Annotated in this window: 15 protein-coding genes; 3 read left to right on the top strand and 12 right to left on the bottom strand. The window is 69.4% G+C overall.

Translation table 11 applies throughout. The features are described 5' to 3' along the window. Nucleotides 1-15: 15 nt before the first annotated feature. From ACSMFO_RS26325 to ACSMFO_RS26355, 7 genes are all read right to left on the bottom strand, one after another. Complete coding sequence (locus ACSMFO_RS26325; RefSeq protein ID WP_436460869.1) at nt 16-552, bottom strand: EF-hand domain-containing protein; 537 nt, start codon at nt 550-552, stop codon at nt 16-18. A gap of 78 nt (nt 553-630) precedes the next feature. Continuing rightward, entirely contained in the window at nt 631-1,878 is a 1,248-nt protein-coding gene (locus ACSMFO_RS26330; protein WP_436460870.1) for a nucleotide sugar dehydrogenase, read from the bottom strand. Nucleotides 1,879-1,892: 14 nt separating this feature from the next. Next, nucleotides 1,893-2,204, bottom strand: a complete 312-nt coding sequence (locus tag ACSMFO_RS26335; RefSeq protein ID WP_436460871.1) for a hypothetical protein — start codon at nt 2,202-2,204, stop codon at nt 1,893-1,895. A gap of 322 nt (nt 2,205-2,526) precedes the next feature. Beyond that, nucleotides 2,527-3,474 (bottom strand): ribokinase, encoded by a 948-nt coding sequence (locus tag ACSMFO_RS26340; RefSeq protein WP_436460872.1) that lies wholly within the window; start codon nt 3,472-3,474, stop codon nt 2,527-2,529. After that, the gene (locus tag ACSMFO_RS26345) at nt 3,471-4,505 is read right to left on the bottom strand and encodes a phosphotriesterase family protein (protein WP_436460873.1); all 1,035 of its coding nucleotides are present in this window, start codon (nt 4,503-4,505) and stop codon (nt 3,471-3,473) included. Before ACSMFO_RS26345 ends, ACSMFO_RS26340 begins: the two co-directional genes overlap by 4 nt. Then, a complete protein-coding gene (locus ACSMFO_RS26350) occupies nt 4,498-5,493 on the bottom strand; it encodes a DMT family transporter (RefSeq protein WP_038510724.1) in 996 nt (331 codons plus the stop codon). Before ACSMFO_RS26350 ends, ACSMFO_RS26345 begins: the two co-directional genes overlap by 8 nt. Nucleotides 5,494-5,524: 31 nt before the next feature. After that, the gene (locus tag ACSMFO_RS26355; RefSeq protein WP_436460874.1) at nt 5,525-6,277 is read right to left on the bottom strand and encodes a glutamine amidotransferase; all 753 of its coding nucleotides are present in this window, start codon (nt 6,275-6,277) and stop codon (nt 5,525-5,527) included. A 111-nt stretch (nt 6,278-6,388) separates the two neighbouring features. Here ACSMFO_RS26355 and ACSMFO_RS26360 point away from each other — a divergent pair, with 111 nt between their 5' ends. Then, nucleotides 6,389-7,378 (top strand): LacI family DNA-binding transcriptional regulator, encoded by a 990-nt coding sequence (locus ACSMFO_RS26360; RefSeq protein ID WP_350584855.1) that lies wholly within the window; start codon nt 6,389-6,391, stop codon nt 7,376-7,378. Continuing rightward, on the top strand, nt 7,375-8,433 hold the full coding sequence (locus tag ACSMFO_RS26365) for a M20 family metallopeptidase (protein WP_436460875.1): 1,059 nt from the start codon (nt 7,375-7,377) through the stop codon (nt 8,431-8,433). The genes ACSMFO_RS26360 and ACSMFO_RS26365 overlap by 4 nt, the downstream gene beginning before the upstream one ends. A 29-nt stretch (nt 8,434-8,462) precedes the next feature. On the opposite strand, the gene ACSMFO_RS26370 is transcribed toward ACSMFO_RS26365, so the two are convergent. After that, nucleotides 8,463-8,924, bottom strand: coding sequence for a hypothetical protein (locus ACSMFO_RS26370; protein WP_436460876.1), 462 nt, complete (start codon nt 8,922-8,924; stop codon nt 8,463-8,465). Between the two features lie 130 nt (nt 8,925-9,054). Between ACSMFO_RS26370 and ACSMFO_RS26375 the strand changes: the two genes are divergently transcribed. Further along, nucleotides 9,055-9,810 (top strand): alpha/beta fold hydrolase, encoded by a 756-nt coding sequence (locus ACSMFO_RS26375; RefSeq protein ID WP_436460877.1) that lies wholly within the window; start codon nt 9,055-9,057, stop codon nt 9,808-9,810. 21 nt (nt 9,811-9,831) lie between these two features. Here ACSMFO_RS26375 and ACSMFO_RS26380 read toward each other — a convergent pair whose 3' ends face one another. The 4 genes from ACSMFO_RS26380 to ACSMFO_RS26395 form a co-directional block, all read right to left on the bottom strand. Further along, nucleotides 9,832-10,065, bottom strand: a complete 234-nt coding sequence (locus ACSMFO_RS26380; protein WP_436460878.1) for a DUF6480 family protein — start codon at nt 10,063-10,065, stop codon at nt 9,832-9,834. Between the two features lie 60 nt (nt 10,066-10,125). Continuing rightward, on the bottom strand, nt 10,126-11,061 hold the full coding sequence (locus ACSMFO_RS26385) for a glycoside hydrolase family 43 protein (protein ID WP_436460879.1): 936 nt from the start codon (nt 11,059-11,061) through the stop codon (nt 10,126-10,128). 96 nt (nt 11,062-11,157) lie between these two features. After that, nucleotides 11,158-12,108: a universal stress protein gene (locus ACSMFO_RS26390; protein WP_436460880.1), complete on the bottom strand. Its 951-nt coding sequence runs from the start codon at nt 12,106-12,108 to the stop codon at nt 11,158-11,160. 83 nt (nt 12,109-12,191) lie between these two features. After that, nucleotides 12,192-13,286 carry a M20 family metallopeptidase gene (locus tag ACSMFO_RS26395; protein ID WP_436460993.1) on the bottom strand — a complete coding sequence of 365 codons (1,095 nt, stop codon included), beginning with the start codon at nt 13,284-13,286 and terminating at the stop codon, nt 12,192-12,194. Nucleotides 13,287-13,336 lie beyond the last annotated feature (50 nt).

Below are 13,336 nucleotides of genomic sequence, written 5' to 3' on the forward strand. Positions count from 1 at the left end.
CTCACCACCGCGTGGTCACTTGCCCAGCAGCGGCACGTCGCTCTTGCCGAGGTGGTAATCGCGTACCGCGTGCACGAGTTCGTCGATGGTCAGCTTCCCGTTGCCGTTCACGTCGATGGCCCGGAACGCCGGGGCCACGGCCGAGGCTTCGACCCCGATGGCGTCCAGCCACTTGGCGAACTCCCGCTGGTCGACCTCGCCATCGCCGTCGGTGTCGCACAGGCCGACGATCGCCGAAATGGTCGGGCGGACCACCCTGGCGAATCCCGCGTCGCCTTCCTGGAAGATCTGCGCTTCGATCACCTCGGTGAACTGCCGCTCGTTCAACGAGCCGTTCGGGCCGACGCCCGCCTTGTCGGCAAGGAACTCGAACATCGTCTTGAACGAGTCCTGCACCGCGCGCGCCTGTGGCGAGGTCTGGTCCTCACCGAACGCACTGATGATCCGCTTGGCCTCGGCCTCGAAGTCGGACTTCTCGATCCTGCCGTTGCCGTTGACGTCCCACTTCTGGAAACGCTTCTGGAGACGGTCGTTCTTGATCGCCGTGGTCATTCGTGCACTCTCCTTTTCGCGAAAGATCGGAAGAATTGCGGTACGCGCGCCTGCCCTGCTCTCGACCAGGCAGAACGTTCAGAGCCGGACGACCTCCTTCCCGGGAACCCGTCCCGTCACGTCGAACAACAACCTGGCCGTCGAGGCCAGGCGGCCGTGGTCGTAGGCGCGATGCGCCACCAGCAGGACGGCGACATCCGCGGTGCGCAGCGTCGCGTCGAGATCGGCCACCGGCGGGCCCAGTTCGGGGACGGTCTCCGCCACCGGATCGTGGTAGGACAGCTCCGCCCCGAGCGCTCGCAACCGGAGGGCGATCCGGATGGCGGCGGACTCACGGGTGTCCGGCACGTCCGCCTTGTACGAGACACCGAGCAGCAGCACTTTCGCGCCTCGCAACGGCTTTCCGTGTTCGGTGAGCAACCGGGTCACGCGTTCGACCACGTGCTCCGGCATCCGGTCGTCCACGAGCCGGGCGGCGTGCACCACACCGAGCAGGGCACCTTCCCGCTCGGCCTTGTCCAGCAGGTATTTGGGATCGACCGGGATGCAATGGCCACCGACGCCCGGCCCCGGCGCGAACGGCGTGAAACCGAACGGTTTGGTCGCCGCGCAATGCATCACGTCCCAGACGTCGACGCCGATCTGATCGCAGAAGATGGCGATCTCGTTGACCAGCGCGATGTTCACGTACCGGTAGGTGTTCTCCAGGAGCTTGGCCATCTCCGCTTCCCTGGTGCCCCGCGCGATCACCACCGTGTCGACGAAACGCTCGTAGAACTCCGCACAACGTTTCGCGCAGGACGGGGTGTGCCCGCTGATCACCTTCGGCGTGTTCCCGATGCCGAACCGTCTGTTCCCGGGGTCGACCCGCTCGGGTGAATAGGCGAGCGAGAAGTCGGTTCCCGCTGTCAGACCGCGCTTTTCGAGGATCGGCCGGACGATCTCGTCGGTGGTGCCCGGAAAGCTCGTCGACTCGATGATCACCATCATGCCCGGCGACAGGCGTTCGGCGACCGTCTCCACCGCGCGGCGCACGGCGGCCAGATCCGGTCCGCCCGCCGTGGTCAACCCGGTCGGCACGCACAGCACGATCGTCTCCGCGCCACCGAGGACGTCGGGATCGGTCGTCACGGTGAAACCGTTCGCGCGCATTGCTTGCAACCGGCTCGCGGACACGTCGGGCACATGTGGCCTGCCCGCCGCGATCTCGGCCGCCACCCGGGGCGAGGTGTCGTATCCGATCACCGACAACCCCGCCCCGGCAACGGCTTCCGCCAGCGGTAGCCCGACGTAGCCGACTCCCACCACGACAACGTCGACAGACACGTGGATCTTCTCGGTCAACGGTTGACCGAGAAGGCGCCGCTGCCCGCCGGCACATGGGAGCCGAACCCTTGCTCGACCGGAGCGCCCGGTGTCAGGCAGAACGGATCGGCGTGAACGACCACTTCCGACGAGCTCAGGTTGAGCAGAACATGTGCGGCGATAGGAAGTTTGTTACACCCCTCGGGGTTCCGGTAGGTGTCCAGGCGCTGGAATTCGGTGGAAAAGACCACCACCTCGCCCGCCGCCGCCTGAGCGGGCGGACTCGGCACGATCAGCAGTGTTCCCACGGATGCCGCGCTCGACATCGCGGCGACAAGACGGTTCATCGCATGCCTCCCACATCCAAGATCACGACTTCTCTCCGCACGCTAACAGTCACTCCGTGTCAAACTTTTGCTCACGGCGGATCTTCACGCGCGCAGGTTGCGGCCGCTCGGACAGGGTCATCCGGATGGTGGCGTCAAGCGCTCCCTGTGTGATGTTCGGGAACGGGCGGTTCACATGAAGGAGTGGCGCGGTGGTCGTCCGGACGAACGGGGACTACTCCGCCTCGCGCTCGATGATGGGGTATGTCAAACGTGACGCGTTGCGAAAGCCACTTTCGCAACGTTGGAGGTTGGGAAAGTGGCTTTCGCAACGTCAGCGGCCTTACCCCTGAAGAGAATCCGAAACGCCAGTGTCGCCGACCTCGGCCAAAGTCGGCAGCGAAGGATGTGCTCCATGCCGCGTCACGACGACAGCGGCCACCTTCGCCGCGAAACCGCAAGCAGCCACCACCTCCGCGGTCGTCGGCTCACCGGGGATTTCCGCGAGCCGGGCGGCGAGCGCTCCGACGAACGAATCCCCCGCGGCGGTGGTGTCCACCGCCCGTACCGCGACGGCCGGGACGTGGGTGGACGACGACGCGTCGAGGACGGCACAGCCCGCGGCGCCCAGCGTCACGATCACCCACCGGCATCCCGCGGCGAACAGGTCGGCACCGCCGCGCCGCAAACCGTTGCCGTCGAACGGATCCTGACCGGTGAGCTGCCGGAACTCGATTTCGTTCGCCACCACCACGTCGCTGACCGGCAGCAGCTTCGCGGCCACGTCGTCGGCGGGCGCGGTGTTGAGCACGGTCAGCACGCCACGGGAGCGAGCGGCCGCGAAAGCGCGTTCCGTCGCTTCGGGAGCCGCCTCCAACTGGCCCGCGACGACGCGAAGCCCCGGCAGTTCATTGATCGCCGCTGCGGCCGCGGCCGCCGGGATGTCGGCGTTCGCCCCGGACACGACGACGATCGAGTTGACGCCCTCCGCGTCGACGGTGATCGCCGCCCGGCCGGTCGGCGACGCGGAACGGCGCACGTGGGTCACGTCGGCGCCCTCGGCGAGCAGGGCTTCCAGGTACTCGTCGCCGTCTTCGTCCTGGCCGACGCAGCCGATCACGGCCACTTCCGCGCCGAGCCGGGCGGCGGCGACCGCTTGGTTGCCGCCCTTCCCGCCCAGCTCCCGGCTCGTCGAAAAGCCCATCAGGGTCTCCCCCGGCTCCGGGATGCGCGGCGCGTGGACGATGTGATCGACGTTGAGCGACGCCACAACCGCGATCGCGCGGCTCATGCGGTCAGCCACTTGGCCGGGACGTCTCGCATCAGCCGGGCCACGGCTTCGGCAGGCACGCCTTCGGCTTCGAGCAGATCGGCGAAGATCGTCGGCACGAACACGAGCCCGTTCCCGCCGTTGTGCGTCCACATCTGCTTCAGGAACAGATCGTGCGACAACATGATCTGGTCACCGAAGCCCTCGTTCACCCACCTCGCCACGGCGCGAGCGGTCTGGGAGACCGTCGGGGCGACACCTTCGCCGGGGAACGAGATGTCGAGGCCGATCATGTCGAACTCCAGCAGTACGCCGCGTTCGAGCAGCTCGCGTTGATATCCCGGGTCTTCCCCGGACGGATCGCTGTGCGCGAGCGCGACCTTGCCCGGCAGCGCACCGCATTCCTCCAGCACGAGGTCGAGCACCTCGTGCCCGCGGCGCTGCCAGCCCGGCATGTGGATGTTCAGCCCCACGGAGGGCCGTTCCGCCTGCGCGAGCGCCGCCGCCCGCAAGGAAGCCCGCTCCCCGTCGGTGAAGAAGGGCGAAACACCGACCTCGCCGATGACACCGGGCCGGATCCCCGTCTCGCCGGCACCCTCGTCCAGCTCGGCGAGGATGCGCTCGGTCTGCGCGTCGACGGCGACCGCGGTGATGCGCTCCCCCTCGAACTTCTCCAGGTACGCGCCGGTGCCCATGACGATGGTGACCCCGGTGGCTTCGGCCACCGCCGCCAGGGCGAGCGGATCCCGGCCGATCGCGGCGCTGCCCGTCGCGTCGACCAGCGTGCCGCCGCCCGCCGCGGCGAACGCGGTCACCTCGCGTACGACGCTCGCCCGGTCCTTCGCCGCCACGTTGTCGGCGCAGCAGTAGGGATCCTGGCGGAGCAGGAACTGCCACCTCGGTCCCACTTCCGCCTCGGCGAGCGGCCGCGTGGAGGCGTACGAGGGTTCGGCGACCGCGGAGGACAGATCGTTGAAGAGGTGCTCGTGCGGCAGCACCAGCCCGAGGTCCGCCGCGTCGACCGGTCCGAGAACGCCGCGCACCTCAGCCACGGCGCACCTCGGCGGGCTGGGCGAGGACCGCCGGTTCGGCCGTGTGCCGGGACGGGATCATCGCGATCGCCGCGGCCGCCAGGGCCACGAACGCGCCGATGACGGTGACCAGGTGGAGGCTGGACCCCGCCGCGGGGGCGACGAGTTCGAGCAGCAGGGATCCGATGAGCTGACCGGCCGTGGAGGCCAGCCCCAGCAGCAGGAGCCCGAGACCGCGCACCAGCAAGGCCATCAACGCGATCGACAGGAGACCGAGAGGCCCGCCGAAGTACATCCACCAGGTGCCCGGCAACGCGAAGTGCGCACCCGAGACCGCCATCCGCACCACGTACACGAGACCGAGCGCCACGAAGCCGATGAGGAAGTTCCAGGTGATGGAAACGAACATCGAGCCGGACAGCAGGCCGACCTCGGAGTTGCCGGCGGGCTGCCAGCCGGCGAGCAGGCCACCGACGAACGGCATGATCGCCAGCGCGATCATGTGCGGGGCCGACCAGTTCGGGGACACCACCAGCACGGTGGCGCAGATGGCGAGGATCGCCCCGGCCACGCGCGGCGCGCTCATCGCCTGTTTGAACGGCACGCCGATACCGAGGCGGTCGCACACCACGCCGGAGATGACCATGCCGGAGATCAGCGACGTCTGGAAGATCGCCACCCCGAGGAAACCCACCGTGACACCCTCGGAGAGCACGATCACCGCGCCGCACAGACCGGCGAAGAAGTTCCATCGCGGGATCTCCCCGCGCACCAGCTGACCGGGCAGCCGGAAGAACGCGTCGCGCGTCCGGGTGCGCGCCAGCACGATGATCAGCATCAGCACCAGGCCGGTGCCGAAGGACACCAGCGCGGCGGCGTGCCCGTCGGCGAGCGCGGTACCGAGATGTCCGTTGACGAGCGACTGCAACGGGCCGAGCATTCCGGCGAAGACGGTCGCGATCGTCAAGACGACGACCGAAGCCGCGCGGCCGGTGGGTGACGTACTCATCGAATCCTCCTTGATCCCGAGTGCGCGCGGCTCAGTTTTCGCGACCGGCGAGCCAGGTCGTCGCCTGCGCGAAGAGCCTGCCGTAGCCGTCCCAGTCCATGAACTCCTCCGGAGCCCAGTGCGGGGAGATGTCCGAGGTGAACGCGAGGGTGCGGCCGCGGCCGACCTGGCGCGCGGCCAGCATCACGTCGCCCTCGACGGTGGCGAGCAGTTCCGCGTCCGGCTTCAGCGTGGTGTGCTGGTAGCCCAGCAGGATCGGCCACTCCTGGTCGAGACCGGCGACCACCGGATGCCCGGACTGGACGACCTGGGCACGCACGCCCTCCGGCGTCTCGACGCGGTCGTCGTACGGGTCGATGTCGACCGGGAGGATCTCCTCGATCGGCGTCCGGTGGTAGTTGGCCTTGCCCTCGAAGCCCTGGAAGCTCAGGTAGCCGCCGGCCATCATCAGGCCGCCGCCGTTCGTGACCCACTCGCGCAGCAGCTTGAGCCGGTTGGGCGTCGGGCGGCCGCGGGTGAACGTGTCCGGGTGCAGCAGCAGCGTGTTGGAGCCGATGTCGGAGAGCAGGACGACGTCGTAGGCGTCGAGTTCCTCCAGCGTCTGCGGGAATTTCTCGGCCACGTCGTGCGAACGCAGGTGAGTCACCTCGACCCCTTCCGCCGCCAGCGCCGCCAGCAGCCGCTCGCACCCGATCTCCACCTGGGTGTGCGCGAACGGGTCGTATCCCTTGTGGTCGATCGTCGCACTGACCCACGACTCCCCGGCTAGCAGGACCTTGACCATCGACGACTCCTTCGAGCGAAAAGCCTTAGCGTAATTTGCGCAACGTAGCGCAACGCCGTCAATATAAGATGCGTTCGCAGTCGCCGTCAACGCTCAACGGGGAGGAGCCGGATGTCGCTGGCGAAGGTGGCCCGAGAGGCCGGAGTGGCCGTGTCGACGGTGTCGAGGTACGTCAAGGGGGAGCTCAACGTCGCCTCCGAGACGGCCCGGCGCATCGACGCCGCACTGTCGGCCGAAGGGCATCCGCCCGTACGGAAACAAGTGACCGGCCTCAGCCTCGGCCTGGTGGTCCCGTCGCTGGACAACCCGTACTTCTCCACGCTGGCGGACGCGGTGGTCGACGCCGCCGCGACGGACGGCGTCGACGTGCTCACCACGCTCACCGGGTCCTCGCCGTCACGGGAGCGCGCCGCCGTCGAGCGCCTGATGCGGGTGCCGGACGTGGGCGGGCTGATCTACCTGGGGATGAACACCACCAACGAAGCCTTCACCAGCCGCCTGGCCGGCGATTTCCCGGTGGTCTTCCTCGACGAGTACGTCGAAGCGGCCGGTCCGCGGATCGCGCATGTCACCGCGAACAGTTTCGGCGGCGCGTACCAGGCGACCACCCACCTGCTCTCCCAGGGCCACCGGCGGATCGCCCATGTCGGCGGACCGGCCGGGCTGCGCACGGCCGACCAGCGCGAGGCCGGCTACCGGGCCGCGCTGAAGTCGCACGGGGTCGAGGCCGACGAAGCGATGATCGTGCGCGGCGCGTTCAGCTCGGCGTTCGGCATGAACTTCTTCGCGCATATGGCGCGGACCGGGGCGGCGCCGACGGCCGTGTTCACCGCCAGCGACATCGCCGCGGTCGGCCTGCTCGAAGCGGCCCGCCGCGCCGGGGTGTCGGTGCCGGAAGACCTTTCGGTGATCGGCTGCGACGGGATCACCCTCGGCGAATGGACGTCGCCGCGCCTGACCACCGTCGCGCAGCCGACGGAGCAGATGGCCCGCAAGGCTGTCGACGAGATCACCCGTCTCGCGGCCGGCCGCGAGCCCGCCGACCACGTGCTCTCCATGCGGCTCGTCGTCCGCGAATCGACCCAGGAGTACCCGGCATGACCGACGAAACCCTCGCGTTGCTGCGCGCTCTGGTGCGCCAGGACACCACCTCCGGCGACAGCGCCGCACAGGCCGCCGCGCAGGAATTGGCCGTCGCCTATGCCACCGCCGCTCCGGGCGTACGCGTGCTGCGACGCTCGACCGCCGGGCGGCCGTGGGTACTGGTCGGCACCGGATCCGGCGACGGGCCGTTGTTCGTGTGCCATATCGACACCGTTCCCGTCGGCTCCCCCGCGCTGTGGGACCGCGCCCCGTTCTCCGCGGACGTCGACGAGGAGTTCCTGCACGGCCGCGGCAGCGTCGACATGAAGGGCGGGCTGGTCGCCGCCTTGGCCACGTTGCGCAACGCCGCGGAAGCCGGTGCCCACGCGCAGGTCCTCATCACCAGCGACGAAGAGATCGGCTGCCGGGGCGCGACCGAGGCCTCGGCGTCGCTGGAGCTGACGCCGCGCATCGTCGTGGTGCCGGAGGCGACCCGGAACCGCGTCTCGCTCGGCCACCGCGGCGCCACCTGGCTGCGGCTCGCCGCGCGGGGGAAGGCAGCCCACGGCTCCACGCCGCGACTCGGCCGCAACGCGATCCGGCTGCTCGCCGACCGGGCCCTCGGCGCGCTCGATTCCCTCCCGTTGGCCGCCGACGAGTACCTGGGCGAGGAAACCGTCAACGTCGGCACGTTCGAGGGCGGGACCGCGACGAACATCGTGCCCGCGTCGGCGGTTCTGACGCTGGATGTGCGCACTGTGGACGGTGGGGCGCCGTCGATCGCTTGGGCTTCCGCGCTCGATCCGGCCATCACCGCGGAGGTGGATCTCGATCTGCCCGCCGTCCGGACGGCGCGGCTGCCGGAGCTTCTCTCCGGCCAGACGCCCGCGCCCGCGGCCACTTACTTCACGGACGCGTCGGCTTTGGCCGGGTCGGTGGGTGGCGCGCCGATCGTGATCTGGGGCCCGGGCGATCCCGGGGAGATGCACGCGGCGAGCGAGAAGCTGGAACTGGAATCGTGGCGGCGGGCTTCGCGCGACTATCTCGACCTGGTGTTGGCCGCCGCGCGCTAAGCGGTTCCCGACGGCGTCAAGGCACCTGCTCAGCCTTCGGCGTCAGCGAGTTTCGCGATCTCCGCCGGAGAGAGCACGAGCATGTTCCCGTTCGCTTCGGGCAGTCCGAGCGCAGCCGCGACCAGATGCATCACCGGCACCGTCTTCCCCACGAAGTCCTGGCGGTTCGGGAAGTCCGCACGCTTCCCCTTCACGACGGAGAGGTTGACCTGCTGCCCGCGGACACCGTCGTCGGCCCTCGCCACGCCGGCGACCTTCCGGGTGGTGGTCGCCACCGACTCGACATCCACCGATTCGACGAACAGCCAGATCGCGACGTTCGTGTTCGTCGGCAGACCCGGATGCTGAACCTCGACCAGCGCACCATCGACCCCGGGAAGGGCGGCGAGCCGTTTCTCGAAGCCGGCGATGTCGCCGGTGCTCGGCGCGCAGCCCGTCAACACGAGCATCGCCCCCACCACGCACAGGATGGCTCTCATCGTGACCTTCACGCGCTTCTCCCCCTCGACAAGAGTCTTCCGGAACCCTGACCCCCTATCCGGGTACGGTAGCCACACGCGGCCGCCTCGGGATGAACTACTGTGCCGTTGATCGAAACACGCGAGTACGAGGGGGAACGCGGTGTACCAGGCCGAGTTCGACGGTGAAGGCGGCTATGTCCGCTGGACGGAGGCGCCGGGCGCGCAGCCCGCGCGGGTGTATCTGCACGGCCTCGGGTCGATGTCCTCGGTCTACCACGCGCATGTCGCGGCGCGGCCCGAACTGGCGGGCAGGCGGAGCCTTTTCCTGGATCTGCCGGGGCACGGGATCAGCGACCGGCCCGAAAACTTCGGCTACACACTGGAGGACCACGCCGGAGCCGTGGCCGTCGCCCTCGACCAGGCTGGAGTCACCGGGGCGGAACTGATCGCCCACAGCATGGGCGGCGCCGTCGCCCTCGTCCTCGCCCATCTGCGTCCGGACCTGGTCTCCCGGTTGGTCCTCACCGAGGCGAACCTCGATCCTTTCCCGCCGCCGACGGCGGGCAGCAGCGGTATCACCGCCTTCGCGGAGGACGAGTTCGTCGACAAGGAGTTCACGCGCGTGCTGGAGCGTGTCGGGCCGGCGTGGGCATCGACCATGCGGCTCACGGACCCTCGCGCGCTGTATCGCACGGCGGCCGGGCTTCGGAAGGGTGCGGAGCCCATGATGCGCACCATCCTGGAGCGACTCGGCGTCGACCGCGTTTACCTGCAGGGCGAACGCAGTGGTGAACTGCCCGGCCGGGAGCAACTGGAAGCCGCCGGCGTCGACGTCGTCACCGTCCCCGACGCGGGGCACAACGTCATGTTCGACAACCCTGACGCGTTCGTGGCGGCCATCGCCCGGCGAAGCTGACTTCCCCACGCTCGGCGACGGTCAGCCCAGCTTGAGCCACCCCAGCGCCAGCGCGACCACGAACCCGCTCGCCAAGACCACGATCACGCCGATGAGGATCAGCCATGCGGCAGGCATCACCTTGGACGGCATCGGTTGCGGGTGCGAGAGCCCGGACGTCTGAGCGGAGTCGGGCGGTGTGGCACCCGGCGGGACGCCACCTCCTGGTTCGCGGCGGGTCTTCTCGGGTTCCGGGTCGGGCGGCTGGGCTGTCATCGCCGTGCTCCTTCGGTCGGTCTTCCCCATCGGATACCCGAACGACGGCGACGAACCCTGTCAGCCGAGTTGGGGCACATCGCCAGGGAAGCCGATGGGCAGCTGGTACATCCCGCGGGCGGTGCGGCCGCCTCCGAGCCAGCCGTGGAAGTGGATGCGGCCGTCGACGACGTCGGCGCCTCCCGGCGCGTCGACCTTGCCGCCGAGCAGATCGGTGGACAGGAACGGCGTGCCCGCCTTCACGAACGGCCCGCTCAACGAGGGCGCGGAGGCATATCCCGTGTGGTAGCCGGAACTCTGGAACGTGTCGGCGGAGTAGAACAGCAGGTACCGGCTCGGCGTCTTCACCACCGACGGTGCCTCGACGACCGCGTTCTCCGACGCGAGATCGGCGCGCAGGAGCTCGATCCGCGGGCCGTCGGGGGTCCGTCCGTCGGCGCGCAGTTTCTGGGACCAGATCGCGGCCGGAGGCCCGACCGCCGCGCCGTCGCTCTTGTAGAGCAGGTATCGCGAGCCGTCCGAGTCCACGAAGGTCTGCGGGTCGATGTCACCGCCGTCGCCGGGGACACAGATCAGTGGCCCGTCTCCGGCGGGTGTGTACGGCCCTTCGGCCTTCGCGGCGGTCGCGACGCCGATGCACATCTCCCCGCCGGGAGCCACCGCCGCGGAGAAGTAGAGCACGAACGTGCCGTCGGAAAGCCGGGCCACGTCGGGAGCCCAGAACCCGCCGTCGGGTTTCGCCCACTTCGGCACGGCCGCGAGAGCGTCACCGGCCACCCGCCAGGGACCTTCCGCCGCCGGGGCGTGCGCGTAGGGCACTTTCACCGCACCGGTGCTCGTGGAGAAGGCGAAGAAGCCGGAGTCGGTCTTGACGATGTCGGGGTCCGGGAAATCCTGCCCGATGAGCAGCTTCGGCGTGCCGATCGCGAAGGCGGGCGGCGAGGAGACGAGTGTCAGGGCCACGACGAGGATCACGAGCAGGCGCAGGAACTTCATGACCGATTCTGTGGACGGGACGACGCGGTCGGCAGCGTAACGCGGGCCTTGCCACCGGGAAGCGTGGATTTGGCCGTTCACCCGGTCCTGCGGGATTCAACCGCGAGACTTCGGGTAGTCGCGCTCCTTGTGGTGACGGACCACGGCGACCGGACAGGGCGCGTGGTGCACCATGGCACGGCTGACCGAGCCCAGAAGAGCTCGGCGTAACGGCCCACGTCCATGACTGCCGACGACGAGCAGCGCGGCGCCCTCGGCTTGCTCCGCCAGTGCGTGAGCGGGCCGGTCGACCGCGATCACGCGCTGGACGGGGACGTCCGGATACCGTTCGCGATATCCGGCCAGCGCTTCGTCGAGCAGGGGTTTTCCCCGTTCCTCGATGAGCTCCCTGTCGTGCTCGGTGGGAGTCACCGCCATCGCTTCGAGCGGCAGATCGGACCACACGTGCAAGGCCACCAGCGCGCGGCCGTGCCGGGCGGCGAAGTCGTAGGCGAATCCGATGGCTTCCTTGCTGGTCTCGGATCCGTCGACGCCCACCACGACCTTCCCGTCACCCTCCGACGACGGTTCCTCGCCGGTGCGCACGACCACGATGGGCCGGTGGTAGTCGTGCAGGAGTTCGTTGGCCGTCGAACCGACCAGGAGCCTGGGCAGCGCGGTGAGCCCCGACGAACCGATGACCAGCAGATCCGCGTTCTCCGCGGCGTGGGCCAGTTCGTCGGGCGCGCGGCCGGACGACAACCGCGTCGAAACGGTCAGCTCCGGCCATGCTCGGCGACATTCCTGCGCGATGTCGCCGAGCATGGCCTCGGCGTGCCGCTGCGCTGTTTCCTGCCCTGCTTCGAGGAACCCCGGCCGCGGCCAAGCCCCGCCACCCGGGACGGCTTCGGGCACGGGCGGGAATCCGACGACATGGGCGACGACCAAGCCGCGACCGCGGGCGGCTGCCTCCCCCGCGGCCCAGCGCACGGCCTTCCGCGCTTCTTCGGAGCCGTCATAGCCTGCGACGACGGCTCCTTTGTCCATTGTGGATTCCGTGGACGACATGGCGTCACTCCCCAACCGCGGGCCTTGACACCAGATGGGCTACCACGTCCGGCGGTCGTCGAAACGTCGAATCGCCCCGCTCGTCAGACGAGTGCCGCGATCAGGCCGATCACCAGCGCCGTCCGCTCCGGGATGTGCTTCACGAGGATGTGCTCGTCACGTGCGTGCGCACCGCCGCCGACGGCGCCGAGACCGTCGAGCACCGGGCGGCCCAGCGCCGACACGAAGTTGCCGTCGCTCGCCCCTCCCACCGCGGTCTCCTCCAGCTCCCAGCCTTCGTCGGCGGCCACCTTCCGCGCGGTCGCGAACAGCGCCCGCGACGGATCGTTCGGGGTCATCGGCGGCCGGTTCCACTCCCCTTCGACCGAGATGCCCACGCGGGGATCGGCGGCTTCCAGGCCGGCGAACACCTTGTCGATCCGGTCCATTTCGGACGGTTCGGCGACACGGACGTCGACGCCGCAGCCGGCGCCGCCCGCGGTGACGTTCCGACCGGTACCACCGGAAATGGTGCCGACGTTGACGGTGGTCCCGAGTTCGCGCGAGCCCGCGGACGCCAGCTGCCCGACGATCCCGGCGAGGGCGTGGATCGCGCTCGCTCCCGCGTACGGGTCCAGGCCCGCGTGCGCTTCGACGCCGGTGGCGGTCACGTCGAACAGGCCGACCCCCTTGCGCGCGGTCTTCAGCTTGCCGTCCAGCGACGCCTCGAAGACGAGGGTGGCCAGCGCGCCTTCACTGGCCGCTTCGATGTACGGCCGCGAGTGGGGGCTGCCGATCTCCTCGTCGCCGTTGAAGAGGAACTTGACCGACGGATGCGGAAGGCCGAGTTCGCGGAGCCCTCGCAGCGCCCAGACCGATTGCACCAGGCCGAGTTTCATGTCGAACGCGCCCGGCCCGGTGACGCGGCCGTCCTCGTCGGTGTACGGCCATCCGGCGAGCGTGCCCGTCGGCCAGACGGTGTCGTAGTGACTCAGCAGCAGCACCGTGCCCGGCGCCGTCCCCGCATAGCCCAGTTCGAGCACGTCGCCCCGGACCGGGTCGGTGTGGCGGGCCTCGGTGCCGGGTGCGCCGAGACGGTCGAAGACCCACGCCCGGATGGTGTCGAGGCCTTCGTCCAGCATCGGTTTGTCGTAGCTGTGCGTCTCCAGCTCGACGATGCTCCGGAGATCGTCGAGCATGGCGGGCAGTGCCTGCCGGGACCAATCCGTGTGTGACAAGAGAATCCCTT

This window comes from Amycolatopsis sp. w19, from assembly GCF_051373225.1.
GTDB classification, from domain to species: domain Bacteria; phylum Actinomycetota; class Actinomycetes; order Mycobacteriales; family Pseudonocardiaceae; genus Amycolatopsis; species Amycolatopsis japonica.

Bases quoted from the DNA above. Each gene is read 5' to 3' on its own strand.
- ACSMFO_RS26385 (WP_436460879.1), bottom strand. From the start codon at position 11,061: ATGAAGTTCCTGCGCCTGCTCGTGATCCTCGTCGTGGCCCTGACACTC.
- ACSMFO_RS26340 (WP_436460872.1), bottom strand. From the start codon at position 3,474: ATGAGCCGCGCGATCGCGGTTGTGGCGTCGCTCAACGTCGATCACATC.
- ACSMFO_RS26325 (WP_436460869.1), bottom strand. From the start codon at position 552: ATGACCACGGCGATCAAGAACGACCGTCTCCAGAAGCGTTTCCAGAAG.
- ACSMFO_RS26335 (WP_436460871.1), bottom strand. From the start codon at position 2,204: ATGAACCGTCTTGTCGCCGCGATGTCGAGCGCGGCATCCGTGGGAACA.
- ACSMFO_RS26395 (WP_436460993.1), bottom strand. From the start codon at position 13,286: ATGCTCGACGATCTCCGGAGCATCGTCGAGCTGGAGACGCACAGCTAC.
- ACSMFO_RS26390 (WP_436460880.1), bottom strand. From the start codon at position 12,108: ATGTCGTCCACGGAATCCACAATGGACAAAGGAGCCGTCGTCGCAGGC.
- ACSMFO_RS26380 (WP_436460878.1), bottom strand. From the start codon at position 10,065: ATGACAGCCCAGCCGCCCGACCCGGAACCCGAGAAGACCCGCCGCGAA.
- ACSMFO_RS26350 (WP_038510724.1), bottom strand. From the start codon at position 5,493: ATGAGTACGTCACCCACCGGCCGCGCGGCTTCGGTCGTCGTCTTGACG.
- ACSMFO_RS26365 (WP_436460875.1), top strand. From the start codon at position 7,375: ATGACCGACGAAACCCTCGCGTTGCTGCGCGCTCTGGTGCGCCAGGAC.
- ACSMFO_RS26360 (WP_350584855.1), top strand. From the start codon at position 6,389: ATGTCGCTGGCGAAGGTGGCCCGAGAGGCCGGAGTGGCCGTGTCGACG.
- ACSMFO_RS26355 (WP_436460874.1), bottom strand. From the start codon at position 6,277: ATGGTCAAGGTCCTGCTAGCCGGGGAGTCGTGGGTCAGTGCGACGATC.